The following is a 19441-nucleotide window of genomic DNA, read 5'->3' as shown; positions in this document are numbered from 1 at the left end:
ATTTTTGATTTTTAAGCCTCGGCCTGGGATGTCCCGGGCAGGGGCTTTTCTATTGAAGGAGATGAGAGATGTGCCGGAGTGGCTTCGTGATAAGCTTGACAGGCTTGCGGATGCGATAGGTGCATTTGAATGGCCTGATAAGATGAGTAGAAAGATTGTTGCCGCTGCTGCTTTGTTTTTATTGCTGGCAGCTGTTTTGACTGGCTGTATTCTGGCAGGTTCAGGAAAAAGTCCTATTTCTGATCAGGTAATATATGTCCGTATTTCTCCGGGTATGACATCAAGCTCGATCGGGCGGGTGCTTGAAGATAAAAAAATCATCGGAAGCCGGCACTGGTTTTGGCTTGCAGCCAAAATGAAAGGGGCAGATGATAAATTTAAGACAGGTATGTACAAATTTAACCCGGGAATGGATTCGTCTGAGGTTATGCAGATTTTACTGGATGGACGGACTTCCACGGTTAAGTTTACTATTCCGGAAGGATATAATGTAAATCAGATTGCTGAACGCCTTGAAGAAGAAGGAATTGCCAAGGCTGCGGATATAAAATCAGCAGCCCGGGATTTTGCACCATACAGCTACATGGAAAAAAATAAAAATGCTGTTTATCGTGCAGAAGGCTTTTTGTTCCCGGATACCTTTGAGGTGGAGGATGAGCTTTCCGCCAAAGAGATTCTGTCGTTGATGACGAACGACTTTGATACACGTATGACAGCGGGGCTTAGGGCACGTGCAAAGGAAATGGATTTATCGATTTATGAGCTTGTAATCCTTGCATCACTTGTGGAAAAAGAAGCCCGCTATGACGAAGACAGGCCTATTATTGCACAGGTGTTTTTGAAGCGCCTTAAAATGAATATGCCGCTGCAGTCGGATACGACAATCCAGTATCTTTTGGATGCACCCAAGGAAGATGTGACATACGCGGATACGGAGATAGACTCTCCGTATAATACATATCAGCATTATGGGCTTCCTCCCGGACCTATTGCCAGCCCGGGAATGGATGCTATAGAAGCGGTACTGTACCCGGCAGATACGGATTATTTATATTTTGTTGCAGATCGTCAAGGCCATAATCATTACTCGAAAACTTACGATGAACACCTTGAGATTGTTGAGAGGGTTCGTTAATGAAATCCGGTGGTGAAAAATGGGATAGGCTTCTTGGCGAGATGGAGCAGTATGCGGAGGACAATCATATTCCAATCCTGCGTTCTTTGGAACGGGACAAGTTTCTTGAGATTGTAGGGGCTTTTCGGCCACACCGCATTTTAGAAATCGGAACCGCAATCGGGTATTCGGCGCTGCTTACCATGTCTATTGCGGCGGAGGATGCGCGGCTTGTAACGATTGAAATAAATGATGATGATGTGAAACGTGCAAGGGAATTTTTTGCACGGTCTCCGTATAATGGCAGAATTGAGCTTTTTGAGGGAAATGCGGGGGAAGTACTTCCACAGCTGTGGGGCCCGTTCGACTTTGTGTTTATTGATGCGGCAAAAGGTCAGTATCCTGATTATTGGCGTAAAATCCAGCATCTTCTTACTCCCAATGCTTTGGTTATTGCTGATAATGTCCTTTTTCAGGGGATGGTTGAAGGGCCTGATTTTGTTCCGCATCGTTTTCGCACACTTGTGTATCGTTTGAGGGAATTTATTAAAACTGTAAAATCTGCTCCGGGTTATCACACTGAGTTGTATCATATTGGAGACGGAATGACAGTTTCTTGGAGGAATGCAGAGAATAATGAGAATTAAACCGGAACTTCTGGCGCCGGCGGGCACAATGGAAAAAATGAAAATGGCTGTGCTCTATGGTGCGGATGCAGTATATATGGGCGGCCCGTCATTCGGACTGCGCGCTATGGGCGGGAATTTCACAAAAGACGAGCTTCGTGAAGCTGTAGCTTTTTGCCATGAAAAAGGGAAAAAAGCTTATGTCACTGTGAACATTTATGCGCATAATTCAGACCTTGAGGCTCTGCCTGATTATATGAAGTTTCTGTATGAAATTGGGGCAGATGCTGCGCTGGTGGCTGATTTGGGTGTTTTTTCAATCGCACGTGAAGCTGCACCGAAGCTTCCCCTTCATGTCAGCACTCAGGCTAACAATACGAACTGGCGGACAGTGCAGGCATGGGCGGCTATGGGCGCCGAACGTGTAGTTCTTGCCCGCGAGCTTTCGTTGAACGAAATCCGTGAAATTCGTGAACGTACTGATGTAGAGCTTGAAATGTTTGTTCACGGTGCTATGTGTATGTCATACTCAGGCCGATGCCTCGTGAGCAATTACCTTACGGGACGTGATGCAAACCGCGGCACATGCGCACAGGCGTGTCGTTGGAAGTATTCGCTGGTAGAGGAGACACGTCCGGGACAGTACTTCCCTGTAGAAGAGGATGAGAGAGGGACGTACTTCTTTAACTCGAAGGATTTGTGCCTTATGCCGTATCTCAAGGATTTGATGGATGCGGGAGTTAACAGCCTGAAGATAGAAGGACGCATGAAGAGTGTTCACTATGCTGCAAGTGTAACGAAGGCTTATCGTGAAGCGATTGACTCATGCTGGGAAAATCCTGAATCCTATGAGGTAAAACAGGAATGGGCTGATGAACTGAATAAGGTATCCCATAGGGCCTATACCACAGGATTCTTATTCGGAAGGCCGGGGGCTGAAAGTCAGATTTACGGTTCGTCCTCCTATGAGCAGACATCTGATTTTGTCGGCCTTGTATTGTCGTATGATGATGAATCTAAGCGTGCTAAGGTAGAACAAAGAAATCACATGGAGCTTGGTGAGGAAATAGAGGTTTTCCAGCCCAGGGCAAAAGGATTCCGTCAGAGTCTTTCGGATATGCTTGACGAAGAAGGAAATCCCATTTCCGCTGCTCCTCACCCGCAGCAGATTATATACATAAAAATGGAACAGCCGGTTGAACCATATACAATTTTGCGCCGTGATGTGAAGTCTTGATTAGGAGATGGCTATCTTGAAAAAAATATTAGTGCTGCATGGACCGAACCTGAATCTCTTAGGGACTCGTGAACCACAGATATACGGAAGTACGACATTGAATGATATTGATGTAATGCTCAAGGAGCGTGCGAAGGCCGCAGGTGTTGAGCTTGTTTCTGTTCAGTCAAACTATGAAGGCAAACTGATTGATGAGATACAACAGGCAGGAAAGAACGGCTATGAATTTATACTTTTGAATGCAGCGGCATTTACTCATTACAGTATCGCAATCCGTGACGCCATTGCTGCTGTGGATGTTCCTGTTATAGAGCTTCACATTTCAAATGTCCATAAACGTGAAGAGTTCCGCCATCATTCAGTTATCTCTCCTGTTGTCATGGGGCAGATTGCGGGCTTCGGTGTCGACAGCTACATTGCTGCTCTGGATATTGCTCTCAGGAAAATGGGGGCGGCAAAATGATTGAGGAGCGTCTTGCAGGCCTTAGAAGCTTTTTGCGTGAAAACGGTGCGGATGCCGTTCTTATTAACAAAGAGGTAAATCTTCATTATTTCAGCGGATTTCGCGGTGATGATACATTGCTTCTTGTTTCTGCGGATAAAGCATTTTTGCTGACTGATTTCAGATATACCGAACAGGCAGCGGAACAGGCAGCGGAATTTGAGATTGTTGAGCAAAAACACGGACTTTGGAAGGAAGCTGCTGCAGTCATAAAAAAAGAAGGCTGGAAGCAGATTGCCTTCGAGGGCAACGCCATTTTGTTTAATAATTATTCGCAGATGGAGAAAGAGCTGAGGGGAGAGGCTTCCTTTGCAATTCCTGTTTCGTTGGACTCTTTGCGTGTGATTAAAGATGAAAATGAAATTGAGTACATACGCAAAGCTGTTTCAATAAGTGATGCTGCATTCGAGGACATTATTTCGTATATTAAACCCGGAATGTCAGAAATAGAGGTTGCTGCCCGCATGGAGCAGAAAATGCGTGAGCTTGGCTCGGAAAGACCTGCATTTACGACTATTGTAGCTTCGGGAGCAAGAGGCAGCCTGCCGCACGGAGTTGCTACGGAAAAGTTGATTGTTTCAGGAGAATTTGTTACAATGGATTTTGGTGCGGTATACAAAGGATATCATTCTGATATTACCCGTACCGTTTGTGTTGGAAAAGCGGATGAAAAACAGAAGGAGATTTATTCTCTCGTACTGAATGGTCAGCTGCTGGGAGAGTCGCTGGTGAAACCGGGGGCTTCAGGTAAGCAGATTGATGCGGCGGTGAGAGGGCTCTTTGCTGAAAAAGGGTATGAAAAGTACTTCGGACACGGGTTGGGACACAGTCTCGGGCTGGAAATACATGAAGAACCTCGTTTGTCACCCTCAAGCTTATGTGAGCACCTTGAACCAAATACGCTTGTAACCGTTGAACCGGGGATATATATACCGGGTTGGGGCGGTATCCGCATTGAAGATACAGTGTTAGTGACAGCTGAGGGAAGTGAACCGCTTACCCGAAGCGACAAAAAACTTATAGAAATTTTTAATTAAGGGGAGAAATTTATGATTTCAAGTACAGATTTTCGCACAGGTCTCACCATCGAGATTGATAACAGCGTATGGCAGATTGTTGAGTTCCAGCATGTAAAGCCGGGCAAGGGTGCTGCTTTTGTCCGCACAAAGATGAAGAACGTTGAAACAGGTGCAGTTGTTGAGCGTACCTTCAATCCAAACGAAAAAATGCCTCCTGCTCATCTTGATACCCGCAATATGCAGTATCTCTATGAAGCTGATGGAATGTACACGTTCATGGATTTGGAATCCTATGAGCAGATTGAGCTCAGCAAGGATCAGCTTGGCGATGCTCTCAATTACCTCAAAGAGGAGATGGAGGTAAGCGTTCAGTCCTTCAAGAGCCGCATTATTGGTGTAAATCTTCCGAATGCAGTTGTTCTCCAGGTAACGGAATGCGAACCGAGCGTTAAGGGAAATACTGCAACGGGTGCAACAAAAATGGCAACTGTTGAGACCGGCTATCAGGTCAAGGTTCCTTTGTTTGTCAATGAAGGCGATAAGCTCCGCATTGATACACGTACAGGTGCTTACATCGAGCGTGCTTGATTTTTCAGACCATTGCACAGTTTAAGTGCAATGGTCTTTTTATGTTAAATTTTACTGTCTGAACTATATCGCATAGAATTTCAGAAAGTTTGTATGTTTAGCCGTGAATATGTTATAATCAGAATAAATACATTATGGGAGGGTTCTTAAATGGCAGAGGATACGAAAGTCTTGGACAAAAAAGGTGTTTTGGGTGCGGTTCGTATTGCAGACGAGGTTGTCAGCATCATCGCAGGACTTGCAGCAACTGAAGTCGATGGCATTGCAGGTATGAGCGGCGGCCTGGTGGGCGGAATTGCTGAAATGCTCGGAAAAAAGAATTTTGCCAAAGGTGTTAAGGTTGAGGTCGGCGAAAAGGAAGCAGCAATCGACCTTTATATTATTGTGAAGTATGGTGTTCGTATTCCTGATGTTGCGCTTTCCGTTCAGGAAAATGTCAAACAGGCAATTGAAACCATGACAGGTCTTTCCGTTGTTGAAGTTAACATTCATGTACAGGGTGTTGGTTTCCCTGAACCGGAAAAAGAAGAAGAAGAAGTACGTGTACGTTGAAATGAATGAGGCATAGAATGGGATATTTTAACCGTTTTTTGCTATTTATTTATTCCTTGGCGATTGCAGCTGTGTCTTTGGGCATTGTTGCCCTTTGCCTGCATGTTCTGCCGATGAATGAGATTTTAAACGAAATAAAGTTTGCTTTATCAAGATGGGAAACAATCGCGGCAGCTGTGTTTGTTTTCTTCTTTAGTGTGCATATTTTGGGATGCGCATTGTCATCCGGAAGCAGTGAAGGAAGCACTCGTGGTGAGATGCTGCTTCTGTCGGGAGTTACCGGTGCTGTTTCTGTTTCTGTTGAAGCAGCTCGCAGTCTGGTTGAGAAAACAGCGCTTTCTGTTTCAGGTGTTCGTAGTGTGAAATCGAAAGTTTGGGCCAAGAAAACCCAGGATGATATGTCTGAGCTTGATGTTCGGCTGAAGCTTGCCGTTGGTCAGGAAAATAAGGCAACGGAAATAGCAGATGAGGTACGTCAGAGTATTATTGACAATGTAGAAAAAGTCCTCGGGCTGAAGACCTGCAATATTGAACTGGAGATTTCGGAATTTGTTAAAGGTGCTCCTTCAAAAGGACCACGAGTAGTCTGAGAAGAGGCGTAATGTGTCATGAAAGAGGAAGCAGTTGCTTTTATTAAAATGCTTTGGGACGAACAGCGCGGAGCATTTATCGGAACGGTAGTAGGTGTTTTGTTTGCTCTCTTTATACTTTTATTCGGACTATGGCGCGTCCTTTTCGTCCTGCTCTGCGCGGGAGCCGGACTTTGGCTGGGACGTAAATTTGATAAGGTCGGTGCGGCTTGGGCGGACGAAAGAAGCCATTGGAGCCGTAATGATTCATTTAAGTAAATAATGTGTCTTTCAAGACATATTAAAAGATAAGGAAAGAAGGATTGTATGAGTCGTAGATACGCTCGCGAAGCGGCGATGCAGGCACTTTTTCAACTGGATATGATAAAACCTGCACAGGACAACGAGGATAAGGCGCAAAAGGAGGCGCTGGATTCTTCATGGCAGGCTGGTGATTTTAAGAAAGTTTCAGAGATTGACAAAGGATACGCGGCGGCCTTGGTTAAAGGTGTCAGAGCGGGATTGCAGTCAATTGATGAAATTATTTCGAAAAAATCGCACGGTTGGAAAATATCACGCATGGCAGCTATTGACCGCAGCATTTTACGCCTTGCTGTATACGAGATGAAGTATATTGAAGATGTAACACCGGGAATCGTAATTAATGAAGCGGTAGAGCTTGCAAAGAAATTTGGTACAGATGAGTCAGCTCGTTTTGTTAACGGTGTGTTGGGTGCAATGGTAGATAAATAATAAAAAAGGGCCAGGCACAGGGCTTGGCCTTTTTCGTATGATATGGGGGTGCCTGATGGTTCATTCTGTAAGTGAAGTAAATCATTTTATAAAAGGATTGCTGGATCATCAGGGCCTTTTGCAAAATATGGCAGTTCGCGGCGAGGTTTCAAATTTCAAGAGATATCCGTCGGGACACTGCTATTTTTCGATTAAAGACGATAAATCCAGCCTTAAATGTGTAATGTTCAGGAATAATGCTGCACGACTTCTGTTTGAACCTCAAAACGGCATGCAGGTTGTCGTGACAGGAAGTATTTCTGTTTATGAGCGGGATGGGGTATATCAGTTATACGCTGAAACAATGATGCCTGAGGGAAAAGGCTCTTTGGCTGCTGCCTTCGAACAGCTTAAGGAAAAGCTGAAAAACGAAGGGCTTTTTGATGAAAGCAGAAAGAAGCCGCTGGTTAAATTCCCGCAAAAGATAGGTGTGGTTACATCACGGGCCGGAGCTGTATTACATGATATTTATCGGGTTGTAAAGAGAAGAGAACCTTCTGTACAGCTTATTTTGTACCCGGTGCAGGTACAGGGGGATATGGCATCAAAGGAAATTTCTGAAGGTATTCGTTTCTTCAACAGTGAGTATCCCGTAGATGTTTTGATTGTCGGGCGTGGTGGAGGCTCAATGGAGGATTTGTGGGCCTTTAACGTCGAGGAGATTGTCAGAGCGGTTGCGGACTCTGAGATACCTGTTATTTCAGCTGTTGGACATGAGACCGATTATACACTGTGCGATTTTGCGGCAGATGTCAGAGCTGCGACTCCGTCGCAGGCGGGAGAGCTTGCCGTAAGAGACCGGAATGAGCTGATACAGTACGTTGACAGCATAGCAGCCAGATTGGACAATGTACGAAAACGTTGGATGGATATGAAGCGTCAGCGGCTTACAAAGGCGTTATCAAGTCCGATATTTAAAGCACCAATGCGTCAGATTGAGCTTCGTACTCAGCGGCTGAAAGAACTGCAGGGAAGTCTGGAAAAGATTCGTGAATTATACATGCAGAAAAAGAAGCATCGGCTGGAGTTTGCTATGCAGCAGCTGGATAGCATGAGTCCTGTACATGTACTGCGCCGCGGTTATGGATTTATCTCGGATGCAAATGGGAAAAGCATTCGGAAGATTACACAGGTAAAGAATGATATGAAGTTGAAAATAACGCTGGTGGATGGTACATTTACGAGCATTGTTGAATCTGTAGGTCAGGAGGGAAAGCATGGCTAAAGCAAAAGAACCTTCATTTGAGGAGGCTTTGGAAGAACTTGAAAGTATTGTGCAGGAAATGGAAAATCAGGAGCCTGAGCTTGCAGAATTAATGGAGAAGTACAGCAGAGGTGTTATTCTCTCTCAGAAATGTATGAAATCACTGGAACGTGCCGAGAAGGCAATGGATCTTATGGTGAAGAAAGAAAAAAATACAGTACAGGAACTTGAACTCAAAATAGAAGGGGATTAAATCTGATGTTGAAAGAAGAGTGGGCTGCAAAGCGTGCACTTTTGGAATCTGAACTCGAAAGGGAATTGAATCTTGAAAATGCGTTGGATAAGACGCTCGCAGAGTCCATGCGATACAGTCTTATGGCAGGAGGCAAGAGGCTTCGGCCTGTTCTTCTCATGGAAGCTGCAGAGGCTGTGGGCGGCCGTGGTGAGGACTATATTCATGCTGCATGTGCACTCGAAATGATACACACATATTCTTTAATCCATGATGACCTTCCTGCTATGGATAATGATGATTATCGCAGAGGAAAGCTTACAAATCACAAGGTGTATGGTGCAGGTATTGCGACTCTGGCAGGTGATGCGCTGCTGACACTGGCGTTTGAGGTAATCCTCCGGCAGAAGGCTGACTCTGAAACACTTTGCCGTGTAATACGTGAAATTAGTCAGGCAGCGGGCCCTGATGGTATGGTCGGCGGTCAGGCAATTGACATGGAGTCAGAGGGCAAGAGCATTACGATGGATGAGCTTCGCAAAATGCATATGGGTAAAACCGGTGCATTGTTCCGTGCGGCGATTCGTTCAGGTGCTATACTGGCAGGTGCAGGTGAAACAGAATTAAATGCTCTGACACGCTACGCAGAGGCATTTGGACTTGCTTTTCAGATTACTGATGATATTTTGGATGTTATCGGTGATGAAAACGAAATAGGAAAGCCGGTCGGAAGTGATGAAAGAAATCATAAGTCGACGTATGTCACGCTTACTTCGTTGGAAAATGCAAGACAGCTTGCTAAGGATGCTGTGGATGAGGCCGTGCTTGCACTTGAACCTTTCGGAGATAAAGCGTGGTTTCTCAAGGAATTGGTTGAGTTTTTGATTTCAAGAAAAAAATAACGGAACGGAAGATTATGTTATGCTGCTCGAATATATAGATAAACCGGAACAGTTACATACTTTAAATATAGACCAGTTAGAACAGCTTGCGGGCGAATTAAGAGAATATATTATAAAGACGGTATCACAAACAGGCGGACATCTTGCACCCAGTCTTGGTGCAGTTGAATTGACACTTGCTTTATACAGTACGTTTCACCTTCCTGTTGATAAGGTGGTTTGGGATGTAGGGCATCAGGCTTATGCCCATAAAATTCTTACAGGACGCAGGGAACAGTTTAAAAAGCTTCGGCAAAAGGGCGGCATTACAGGTTTCCCATGCCGCAAAGAATCCGCTTATGATGCTTTTGGTGTAGGACATGCAAGCACGTCCATTTCGGGAGCGCTGGGAATGGCAGCTGCACGCGATATTCTGGGCCGCGGTGAGCATGTTATTGCTGTAATCGGTGACGGAGCAATGACCGGCGGGGAAGCCTTTGAGGCATTAAATCATGCCGGTGATTTGAAGAAGAATTTAATTGTTGTACTCAATGATAATGGCATGAGTATTGACTGTAATGTCGGTGCTATGTCAGAGTATTTGTCAAAAATTCGTGTTGCTCCGCAGTACAGACAGGTGAAGGAAGATTTAAAAGGTTTTTTGAGGAGCATTCCGCATATAGGTGATACGGTAGTAAAAACTGCAGAGTATCTTAAAGATGGAATGAGAGCAGTTTTAGTTCCCGGCGAAATTTTTGAGGAAATGGGTTTTGTCTACGTAGGCCCTATTGATGGACATAATATTGCTGCTATGAAGGATGTCTTTGAAAGGGTACGTCTTGTTGACGGACCTGTTTTAGTGCATGTTCATACAAAAAAGGGAAAGGGCTATCTCCCTGCAGAGCTTCAGCCTGATAAATTTCACGGCGTAGGAAAGTTTGATATTCCAAGCGGCAAGGTGATTAAGGCGAGCGGAAAGCCGCCAACATATACATCGGTATTCAGTGATGCAATAGTTACCTTGGCTGAGAAAAATACCCGTATAGCAGCTATTACGGCAGCTATGCCGGAAGGAACAGGGTTGAAGCGCTTCTCTGAGCTTTATCCTGAACGTTATTTTGATGTAGGTATTGCTGAGGAACATGCGGTCACACTGGCTGCAGGTATGGCAACTGCAGGAATACACCCTGTCGTGGCGATTTATTCTTCCTTTGCGCAGCGTTCGTATGATCAGCTGATGCATGACGTATGTCTGCAGAACCTTCCCGTTACGTTGTGCCTGGACAGAGCAGGACTTGTTGGTGCAGACGGAGCTACGCATCATGGCGCGTTTGATTTGTCATATCTTCGTACTATGCCGGGAATGGTAGTAATGGCACCAAAGGATGAAAACGAACTTCGCCACATGCTTTACACAGCCGTGAATTATGAAGGACCGGCTGCTGTTCGTTATCCGCGCGGTGAAGGAATCGGAGTTCCTTTGGACAGTGATTTCAATGAGCTGGAGATTGGAAAAGCGGAAGTTATTCGGGACGGGGGAAGTATTGCGATTCTGGCTGTGGGAACAATGGTGTCTGCTGCCTGCAAGACCGCAGAGCTTCTTTTGAAGCGCGGAATAAATTGCACTGTAGTTAACATGCGCTTTATAAAGCCTTTGGATAAAGAGTGTATTTTGCAGGTGGCTGACAAGATGGAAGCAGTTGTGACTATGGAGGAGAATGTCCTGAACGGTGGATTTGGTTCTGCTGTAGTTGAGTTATTGGCTGACGAAGGCCGAAGCATTCCGGTTTTACGTTTTGGAATACCGGATGAATTTATTGAGCAGGGAACACAGAGTGAGCTTAGGGAGCAGTGCGGACTGACTCCTGAGCAGATGTCTGAAAAGATAAATGATATGTTGAATAGGGATTGATTATGGCAAAAGAACGTTTGGATGTTTTATTGGTAGAAAGAAATCTTGCAGAAAGCCGGGAACGCGCAAAGATAACGATAATGGAAGGCCTGGTTCTTGTAAACGGGCAGAAGGTTGATAAGGCCGGAACTATGATAAAGCCTGATGCGGAAATACGTATTTTGGGGAATACTCTTCCGTATGTCAGCCGCGGTGGGCTTAAGCTGGAAAAGGCGCTGAAAACATTTCCGATTATCCTCGAAGGTAAGGTTATGGCGGATATTGGAGCATCTACCGGAGGATTTACAGACTGTTCTTTACAAAATGGCGCTTCGAAGGTATATGCCATAGATGTCGGATATGGACAGCTTGCGTGGAAGCTCAGACAGGATGCCCGGGTTATAAACATGGAACGTACCAATGTCCGTTATGTTACTAAAGAGGATGTTGGTGAGCTGATTGATTTCGCTTCAATTGATGTGGCGTTTATCTCACTTACAAAGGTACTCGGTCCTGTAAAAGAATTGCTTAAGCCTGCGGGAGAGCTTGTGGCGCTTATTAAGCCGCAGTTTGAAGCCGGACGTGAAAATGTTGGGAAAAAGGGTGTAGTAAAAGACCCGAAAATACATGAAAAAGTAATTGAAGAGGTTATCTCTTTCGCAAAGGAAATAGGATTTGTTATTTGCGGATTGACTTATTCTCCGGTAAAAGGTCCGGAAGGAAATATTGAATATCTGATGTGGGCTTCGAATAATTCGGAGTCAGAAGAAGGAGATATTCAAATCAAGGATGTCGTCAGTGAGGCACATAAGACACTTGATCATTGAGGAGAGAGTAAAATGTTGAATGTAGCAGTTTTTCCAAACATTGACAAAGAGAATGCTCCCATGGTGTTAAAGCGTATTGTCGATTTTTATCATGACAAGGATGTTAAAATTCTAATGCCTATGGATGGAGCAAATTTTTTTGATTATGGAAAATACGGGGTTGAAGACATTGAAAATCACCCTATAGATATGGCACTGTCGATTGGTGGAGACGGTACGCTGCTTGGTATCTGCAGACGTCTTTACGAACGTGATATCCCTGTTTGCGGAATAAATATCGGTACGTTCGGCTTTTTGGCTGATATTGAACTTCCTGAAATTGAAAGCAAATTAGAAAAAATTATGCAGGGGCAGTATTATATTGAGGAACGTATGCTTGTGTCGGGTTTTGTAAAGAGCGGAGAAGATGATGAGCGTTTTTTGGGACATGCGATAAATGATGTTGTTGTTACAAAAAGCGGCGCGGCAAGAATGCTTCATCTTGGTTTGATGGTTGACGGCTGCAGGGTTATGGATTATAAGGCTGATGGACTCATTGTTTCCACTGCCACAGGTTCTACCGCGTATTCACTTTCTGCAGGCGGCCCTTTGATAAATCCTAAAATAAAGGTATTGCTTCTGACACCTATATGCCCGCATACTTTTAATGCGCGTCCGATGGTCATTGATGAAAATGATGAGGTAAAAATAAATGTAGCCGCGTTTCATCAGGATATAATTGTGACATTTGACGGTCAGGAAACCTTTAAAATTAAACCGGGAGATACGGTTATAGTCCGTAAGGCACCGCTTCCTGCCAAAATTGTCAAGTTTGATGACAAAAACTATTATCAGACAATACGTACGAAGCTTTTGTATAATGCGTAGTTAAGAGGTGAGATGGTTGAAGTCGGCACGTCAGGCAAGGATTAAGGAAATTATTGAGACTGAAATTATCGAAACGCAGGAGGAGCTTGCGGCTTCACTGCGTGCGCATCATATAGCGGTTACCCAGGCTACCGTATCAAGGGATATTAAAGAGCTGATGCTCATTAAAATTCCAACCGGAGACGGAAGGTATAGATACGCGTTCCCGAAGGATAACAAGCCGTTTTTCTCCAAAGACCGTATGGAGCGCATGTTTCATGACTCGGTTACCAGTGTTGATTACAGCGAAAATATTATTGTGCTGAAGACACTGCCGGGAACAGCAAATGCGGTGGCTTCCACCATTGATGGCGCGTCGTGGCCTGAAATTATTGGAACCTTAGCCGGTGACGATAATATTCTGGTTGTGGTGAAGCCCAAGGAAGCAGCGCCTGCTATTGCTGATAAAATGAAAACCATGTTTAAGTGAGGGGATGAGCATATGCTCAAGACTTTAACTGTATGGAACTTCGCTTTGCTTGAGCATGTAGAAATAGAATTTTCTGCAGGGCTTAATATTCTTACAGGTGAAACAGGCGCCGGTAAATCAATCCTGATTGACGCGCTTGGAGCGGTATTAGGCAGACGGCTTACCGGAGACTTTATCCGCACAGGATGTGAATGGCTTCGGGTTGAAGCTGTTTTTGATATAAGTGGACAGAAGGATGTAAAGGAAATTTTATCAGAACAGGCAATTGATGCAGATGAAGACACTCTGATAATTACAAGACAATATACGACCAAGGGGAAAAACAGTATATTGGTAAATGGATGCCATGTAACAATTGCTTTTTTGAAAAGTCTGGGAGAGGCTCTTGTAGATATTCACGGGCAGCATGAAAATCTTTCTATTCTTAAGCAGGATAATCAAAGATATATCGTAGATCATAGCAATACTAAGGTTTATAACCAGCTTAAAAGCTATGAAATGGTATTCAGCAAATGGAAAGAGCTTTTAACAGAGATTGAAGAAAAAAAGGAAAAAGCAGCTAATCTGAATGAACGCCTTGATATGCTGCGTTGGCAGGATCAGGAAATCGAGCAGGCTCAGCTGACTGCAGGCGAGGAAGTAGAGTTAGAGGCTGATATAAAAAGATTATCGAATTCTGAAAGAATCACCGAAAATGTTGAAAAGGCATACTGCTTATTTGATGGAACTGAGGAGAGTGAGGGTATTCTTTCAGCTGTTGCACGTGTGCGTCAGTGTCTGGAGCAGGCAGGGCGGTTCGAGGAACAATTGTCCGAGCTGGTGCAGCCCCTGGAGGATGCGTCTTATCAGCTGCAGGATATATTCTATTCGGTTCGTAATTATAAGGATGCTCTGGATTTTGACCCTAAACGGTTGGATGATATTCAAAATCGTATGGATCAAATCGACAAGCTTCGAAAAAAGTATGGAAGCACTGTCGAAGAAGTATTACAGTATCAGAAAAAAATCCGGCAAGAGCTTGAGGATATGGAAAACTTTGATGCTAATCTCGAGGCAGATGAGCAAAAGCTACAGGTTTTGCATGACAGCCTCATGGATGAAGGAAATAAACTTACTGAGCAAAGAAAAACCGCTGCGGAGAAGCTTTCATCATCAATACAGCGCCAGCTTAAAGCTCTTGGTATGCAAAGCTCTCAATTCAGAATCATGATTTCCGAATCAGAACCGACATTGAACGGGTTGGATGAGGTGTCGATTCAGTTTTCTGCCAATGAAGGAGAAAAAGAAAAATCATTGGCAAAAACGGCTTCAGGCGGAGAGCTTTCCCGTATAGCGCTGGCAATTAAAACTGTTTCAGCCCAGAATGATGATTCGGTTGGAAGCATGGTTTTTGATGAAATTGATACCGGTATCGGCGGTGAAACTGCCCAGATGGTGGCGGAACGTATCGCATGGGTTGGTTTCTTTAAGCAGGTGCTTTGTATTACACATCTTCCACAGATTGCGTGTATGGCAGATGCGCACTATCATCTGTACAAAGAAGTAAATGAAGGAAAAACAGTAACGTCTGTAAAAAAACTTTCAAGAGATGAACGTATCCGTGAGGTTGCGCGTATGGCATCAGGAAAGGATATATCCAAAGCTGCACTCACAAGCGCAGAAGAGATGATTGAGCATGCTTATGCCCGCAAGGAATCCTTTCGCAAAAGGAAATAATGGTGATGACAGATAAAATGAACAATAATGACAATGACCTGATTGAAAAGAAAATTGACAGCAAAAATGTTTTTGACGGACATCTTTTACATGTACGTTGTGACTCAGTACGTCTCCCGAATGGAAACGTAACAACACGTGAATGGGTTAAACATCCGGGTGCTGCGGCAGTTCTTCCCATACTTCCGGATGGCCGTGTTATTTTGGTGCGGCAGTACAGATATCCGGTTCAGCGGGTTACACTTGAGATACCGGCAGGAAAGCTTGATTCGCCGGATGAAAATCCATTGGATTGTGCAAAACGCGAGCTTGCGGAAGAGACGGGTTATCATGCGTCGGATGTGGAAAAGATTTTAACGCTGGCTACAACAGTGGGCTTTTCAAATGAGTTTATTCATATCTATACAGCCAAGGGACTCGTTCCGGGCAAGCAGCATACTGATGATGATGAATTTATCCATGTGGCTGAGGTTCCGCTTGAAAAGGCGTATGAAATGGTACAAAACGGCGAAATTATAGATGCGAAGACCATTGCGGCTATTCTTTGGGAATTCGCACGTCGCTGACAGTTATTTGTTGTTTGGAGGAAATTTATGTTTGGTTTTGATTTAATGTCAATGGTAGCAAGTATTCCGGGGTTAATCCTAGCTTTGTCGCTTCATGAATACGCACATGCACGTGTTGCGGTCGCTATGGGTGATTTTACGCCGCGCATGATGGGACGGCTGACGTTGAATCCGCTTGCGCATATTGACCCGATTGGATTGATTATGCTGCTTATAGCAAGATTTGGATGGGCGAAGCCTGTTGTGATTAATCCGTCAAATTTCAGGGACCCCAAAAAGGGAGAAATCCTCGTGGCGCTGGCAGGGCCGGCGATGAACTTTCTGATTGCGTTTCTGGCCATGCTGTTCATGGTTTTGTACACTGTGCTCTTTAACGAGAGAATGTCAGTTGGACTTCATAATGTTTTATGGCTGATTGTTCTGTATAACATCAATTTTGGCGTTTTCAATCTGATTCCGATTCCTCCATTGGACGGATCAAAGGTTCTTATGCAGCTTTTGCCGCATGATTTGCAGTACAGATTTCTGGAATTGGAGCGATACAGCTTTTTGATTTTTGTTGTCATGATAGCAACTCCGATTCTTGGATATATTCTTGTGCCAATTGCAAGCTTTATTGTTAATGCTTATGCGACGATTCTTTATGGTGTTGTCGGAATTATGATATGATGGGTTGTTTTCCTGACTGAAATATCCGATGGAAACCTTATCCTGTTATTAAGGCTTATACTTTATGGAAAAATATGAAGTTCGATTAGAAGCATTTGAAGGGCCGATGGACCTTTTGATGCATTTGATAGAAAAAAATAAAATAGATATTTATGATATTCCAATATCTAAATTGACAGAACAATATCTGGATTATCTGACGCAGATGAGAAGATTTGACATTGAAATAGCCAGTGAGTTCCTTGTTATGGCAGCTACACTTCTTGTGATAAAATCCAGGATGATGCTTCCAAAATCCAATCAGGATGAAGAAAAGGAAGAGGAAGACCCGAGGCAGGAGCTTTTGGAACGTATCCTTGAATATCAGCAGTTTAAACAGGTCAGTGCGGTGCTGGAGGATAAAGCACAGGAGCAGAGCAGATTTTTTTCACGTGAGCCTGTGGAACTACCGATTCACCACAGCCCGCCGGAGAATCTTTCTGTAACGGAGCTTTGGGAAGCATTTCGAAGAGTTGTTGCTGTTCGCAAGGAACTGACAATTCCACCGGTGATTGTTGCACAGGAGGAGTACCGTATTGAGGATCAAATGCTCAGGATTATGAGTCTTTTAGCAGAAAGACCGGAGGGTGAAATTCGTTTTGAAGCTATTTTTGTTTCAGGAATGCGCAGCGAGCTTATAGCATCTTTTTTGGCGCTGCTTGAGCTGATTCGCCGCCATCGTGTCGTTGTCAGGCAGGATATGCTTTTTTCATCCATAAATATTTGTCTGCGTAAGGACTGGATGCCATCCATGGAGCGTGATGAAGAGGATTATGTTTTTGAATGAAATGAAAAAACCGCTTGAGGCAGTATTATTTGCCGGTGGGGAACCTGTTTCAGAAAAACAGCTTTGTTCTATTCTGGAAGTGGATGAAGAAGCACTTCATGAACTGCTTGAAGCGTTGGAGCGTGACCTTGAAACGCGTGGAATTATGCTTCAGGAGACAGCTGGAGGCTGGCAGCTTGTTACCAGGCCCGAGTGCTTTGCGTATGTAGAGAAGCTGGCAGAGGTATCAGACAGAAAGCTTTCAAAAGCGGCTATGGAAACCTTATCAATAATTGCATTCAAGCAGCCTATTACAAAGCAGGAAATCGAAAAAATCCGAGGCGTCAAGGCAGAGCGTGTTCTGGCACAGCTGATTGCCAGGGAGCTTGTTACAGAGGTTGGCAGGAAAAACGTAATCGGCAGACCTTTTCTTTACGGCACAACGGATATTTTTCTGCAGTCCTTTGGTTTAAAATCATTGGATGAGCTTCCTGCTCTTCCTGAACCGGATATAGATAATGAACAGGCAGAGCAGCTTTTGCTGATGAATTTGGGAGATAAGGAAAGCATTTCCTCTGATGAGGGAAATGAATAATATTAAATGAGATTTCAACACACTCTGCGGCAGGGTGTGTTTTCTTGCCAAAATCAGTACAGAAATTTGAGACTTCGAGAATTGCATTTTAAACGTGTTTTTAGGCAAAATTCAACTTTTTTAGTACATTCGTGCGTTAAAAAAATCGAAAAACGCGAGAAAATGCAATACAGTAAAACTTTTTTGTTACCTTTTTGTTACCTAAAAAACCCGCGTGAAATCGCGGGTTTTTGTGTTTTTGCGTTGTTATTTTTTCGAGTTGAAATAAGTTTTTGTTATAATATAAATAAGCCCTCTGAATAGCTACCAACTACTCAGAAGGCACATGATGAAGAACAACCGAACTTGCTTTCATCTTTCTATATAACATTATAGCAAAAAAATCAAAAAGATACGAAAAATAAAAGCAGGTTCGGCAATGATTCTTTATCATTGCCGTTTTTTTATTGTAAAGAAAGGAAGTGCCAACTATGGCAAAGAAAAACAACTTCAAAATGCAGAACAGTAATGTCAATAAGAATCTCACTTCGACTGATACGCGCGTGAAAATCAGCGGAACGCATGGTGGAATCTACACGAAAGTCAAGCTAATTTTCGAAGAAGATTTAAAAAAGAAAAAGGAACAAAAAATAATCAAATCAGACGAACCATGGAACCCGTCAGCAGTAGTAAGCAAACGCTTAACACCAACTGACATGCGTATATTTCAAGCAGTTTGCACACTAATTAAAGAAAAGAAAGATGATAACTACTCATTTTCTGCGAATGAGATACTTTTGAAAAGCGGTCTTGGTCGCGGAGAAAGAAACCTTTTAAAACTCGATGCTACTATGCGAAAGCTTTCAACAACGTTTATTTGTTTGAATATCTGCGACGAATACGCACGAAGAGAAGAAACGGGCAAAGACTATTCTTTAATAAAGCCGTACTTTTTCAATGACACTTTTATTATTCGAACACAGATGATTCAGCTTACAACTGGGTTCAGAACATGGCGCGGTGAGCAGAAAATACGCTATAAAATTGATAAGGTTCCCATTTTAATGAGGTATAACGAGATTTGGAACACTTTTATTAATGTTCCAGTGAAGTTACTTAAATCAAACTGTGCAAATGATGTTCAAATAGCTATAGCTGATTATCTTATTCAGAGAATTGGTGGCATTAAAAAAGGTAAAATGCAAGATACTATCACAATGATAGACTTGCAGAAGAAAGTTGAAGAAATGGCCAGCGAAAAAATAACAAAAGCACATTACGACAGGTTTGTAAAAAGGGTTTTTGATTTTCTTGAATTAGCAAAAAAAGAAAAAGAAATCATAGACTACACACCAATAAAACTAAAGAAAAAGCTATTCTCAATTAAATTGATTGTTAACAAACAATCTCAAAAAGAAAAAGATAACAAGAAAATTGCAGCGATAGAGAGCGGAGATTTAAAATTATAAAATATGTGCAAACTGGTGAATACGAGCAATATAAATGGCAAAAAATATGTGCAAACTGGTGAATACGAGTAAAAAATATGTGCAAACTGGTGAATACGAGCAAAAATAATATGTGCAAACTGGTGAATAGCAAATTCTGTAAAACTGCGAAAAATCAGCATTTGAAAGCATTTTTGCGTTTGCGTATACGCTTTTAATATATATATGTATATACTGCGGAGCAGAAGCAAACTTAATGAGTAATAAAGTGGTGACCTGAGCATGATTTTGAG

General features: G+C 43.3%; 23 protein-coding genes. All 23 read left to right on the top strand.

The genetic code is table 11. The features are described 5' to 3' along the window. Positions 1-61: 61 nt before the first annotated feature. Positions 62-1135: an endolytic transglycosylase MltG gene (mltG, locus tag BUA83_RS05410; RefSeq protein WP_072935411.1), complete on the top strand. Its 1074-nt coding sequence runs from the start codon at positions 62-64 to the stop codon at positions 1133-1135. Beyond that, entirely contained in the window at positions 1135-1761 is a 627-nt protein-coding gene (locus BUA83_RS05405; RefSeq protein WP_072935189.1) for an O-methyltransferase, read from the top strand. The genes mltG and BUA83_RS05405 overlap by 1 nt, the downstream gene beginning before the upstream one ends. Beyond that, on the top strand, positions 1751-2977 hold the full coding sequence (locus BUA83_RS05400) for a peptidase U32 family protein (RefSeq protein ID WP_072935188.1): 1227 nt from the start codon (positions 1751-1753) through the stop codon (positions 2975-2977). Before BUA83_RS05405 ends, BUA83_RS05400 begins: the two co-directional genes overlap by 11 nt. A 16-nt stretch (positions 2978-2993) precedes the next feature. Continuing rightward, entirely contained in the window at positions 2994-3440 is a 447-nt protein-coding gene (gene aroQ, locus BUA83_RS05395; protein WP_072935187.1) for a type II 3-dehydroquinate dehydratase, read from the top strand. Further along, complete coding sequence (locus BUA83_RS05390; RefSeq protein ID WP_072935186.1) at positions 3437-4516, top strand: M24 family metallopeptidase; 1080 nt, start codon at positions 3437-3439, stop codon at positions 4514-4516. The genes aroQ and BUA83_RS05390 overlap by 4 nt, the downstream gene beginning before the upstream one ends. Positions 4517-4528: 12 nt before the next feature. Next, a complete protein-coding gene (efp, locus tag BUA83_RS05385; RefSeq protein WP_072935185.1) occupies positions 4529-5086 on the top strand; it encodes an elongation factor P in 558 nt (185 codons plus the stop codon). A gap of 150 nt (positions 5087-5236) precedes the next feature. Then, on the top strand, positions 5237-5638 hold the full coding sequence (locus tag BUA83_RS05380; protein ID WP_072935184.1) for an Asp23/Gls24 family envelope stress response protein: 402 nt from the start codon (positions 5237-5239) through the stop codon (positions 5636-5638). A gap of 17 nt (positions 5639-5655) precedes the next feature. After that, positions 5656-6228 carry an alkaline shock response membrane anchor protein AmaP gene (amaP, locus tag BUA83_RS05375; RefSeq protein ID WP_072935183.1) on the top strand — a complete coding sequence of 191 codons (573 nt, stop codon included), beginning with the start codon at positions 5656-5658 and terminating at the stop codon, positions 6226-6228. An 18-nt stretch (positions 6229-6246) separates the two neighbouring features. After that, positions 6247-6486: a DUF2273 domain-containing protein gene (locus BUA83_RS05370; protein ID WP_094756487.1), complete on the top strand. Its 240-nt coding sequence runs from the start codon at positions 6247-6249 to the stop codon at positions 6484-6486. A 48-nt stretch (positions 6487-6534) separates the two neighbouring features. Further along, the gene (nusB, locus tag BUA83_RS05365) at positions 6535-6960 is read left to right on the top strand and encodes a transcription antitermination factor NusB (RefSeq protein ID WP_072935182.1); all 426 of its coding nucleotides are present in this window, start codon (positions 6535-6537) and stop codon (positions 6958-6960) included. Between the two features lie 52 nt (positions 6961-7012). After that, positions 7013-8224 (top strand): exodeoxyribonuclease VII large subunit, encoded by a 1212-nt coding sequence (xseA, locus tag BUA83_RS05360; RefSeq protein WP_072935408.1) that lies wholly within the window; start codon positions 7013-7015, stop codon positions 8222-8224. After that, the gene (gene xseB, locus BUA83_RS05355; RefSeq protein ID WP_072935181.1) at positions 8217-8456 is read left to right on the top strand and encodes an exodeoxyribonuclease VII small subunit; all 240 of its coding nucleotides are present in this window, start codon (positions 8217-8219) and stop codon (positions 8454-8456) included. The genes xseA and xseB overlap by 8 nt, the downstream gene beginning before the upstream one ends. A gap of 5 nt (positions 8457-8461) precedes the next feature. Then, positions 8462-9337 carry a polyprenyl synthetase family protein gene (locus tag BUA83_RS05350; protein WP_200795991.1) on the top strand — a complete coding sequence of 292 codons (876 nt, stop codon included), beginning with the start codon at positions 8462-8464 and terminating at the stop codon, positions 9335-9337. Between the two features lie 19 nt (positions 9338-9356). Then, positions 9357-11228: a 1-deoxy-D-xylulose-5-phosphate synthase gene (dxs, locus tag BUA83_RS05345; RefSeq protein ID WP_072935180.1), complete on the top strand. Its 1872-nt coding sequence runs from the start codon at positions 9357-9359 to the stop codon at positions 11226-11228. Between the two features lie 2 nt (positions 11229-11230). Then, positions 11231-12034: a TlyA family RNA methyltransferase gene (locus BUA83_RS05340; protein WP_072935179.1), complete on the top strand. Its 804-nt coding sequence runs from the start codon at positions 11231-11233 to the stop codon at positions 12032-12034. Positions 12035-12046: 12 nt separating this feature from the next. Beyond that, a complete protein-coding gene (locus BUA83_RS05335; protein ID WP_072935178.1) occupies positions 12047-12901 on the top strand; it encodes an NAD(+)/NADH kinase in 855 nt (284 codons plus the stop codon). A gap of 16 nt (positions 12902-12917) precedes the next feature. After that, a complete protein-coding gene (gene argR, locus BUA83_RS05330; protein WP_072935177.1) occupies positions 12918-13370 on the top strand; it encodes an arginine repressor in 453 nt (150 codons plus the stop codon). A 12-nt stretch (positions 13371-13382) separates the two neighbouring features. After that, a complete protein-coding gene (gene recN, locus BUA83_RS05325; RefSeq protein ID WP_072935176.1) occupies positions 13383-15086 on the top strand; it encodes a DNA repair protein RecN in 1704 nt (567 codons plus the stop codon). Continuing rightward, positions 15086-15652, top strand: a complete 567-nt coding sequence (locus BUA83_RS05320; protein ID WP_094756486.1) for an NUDIX domain-containing protein — start codon at positions 15086-15088, stop codon at positions 15650-15652. Before recN ends, BUA83_RS05320 begins: the two co-directional genes overlap by 1 nt. Positions 15653-15679: 27 nt before the next feature. Beyond that, a complete protein-coding gene (locus BUA83_RS05315) occupies positions 15680-16321 on the top strand; it encodes a site-2 protease family protein (RefSeq protein WP_072935175.1) in 642 nt (213 codons plus the stop codon). A 64-nt stretch (positions 16322-16385) separates the two neighbouring features. Continuing rightward, positions 16386-17147, top strand: a complete 762-nt coding sequence (locus BUA83_RS05310) for a segregation and condensation protein A (protein ID WP_072935174.1) — start codon at positions 16386-16388, stop codon at positions 17145-17147. Next, on the top strand, positions 17134-17721 hold the full coding sequence (gene scpB, locus BUA83_RS05305) for an SMC-Scp complex subunit ScpB (RefSeq protein ID WP_072935173.1): 588 nt from the start codon (positions 17134-17136) through the stop codon (positions 17719-17721). Before BUA83_RS05310 ends, scpB begins: the two co-directional genes overlap by 14 nt. Before the next feature lie 470 nt (positions 17722-18191). Then, complete coding sequence (locus tag BUA83_RS05300; protein ID WP_072935172.1) at positions 18192-19169, top strand: hypothetical protein; 978 nt, start codon at positions 18192-18194, stop codon at positions 19167-19169. Positions 19170-19441 lie beyond the last annotated feature (272 nt).

The sequence above is a fragment of the Schwartzia succinivorans DSM 10502 genome (genome assembly GCF_900129225.1).
Lineage (GTDB): Bacteria > Bacillota > Negativicutes > Selenomonadales > Selenomonadaceae > Schwartzia > Schwartzia succinivorans.
The sequence above is the reverse complement of the archived record's forward strand: the minus strand, read 5'-3'. Positions and strand labels throughout refer to the sequence as shown.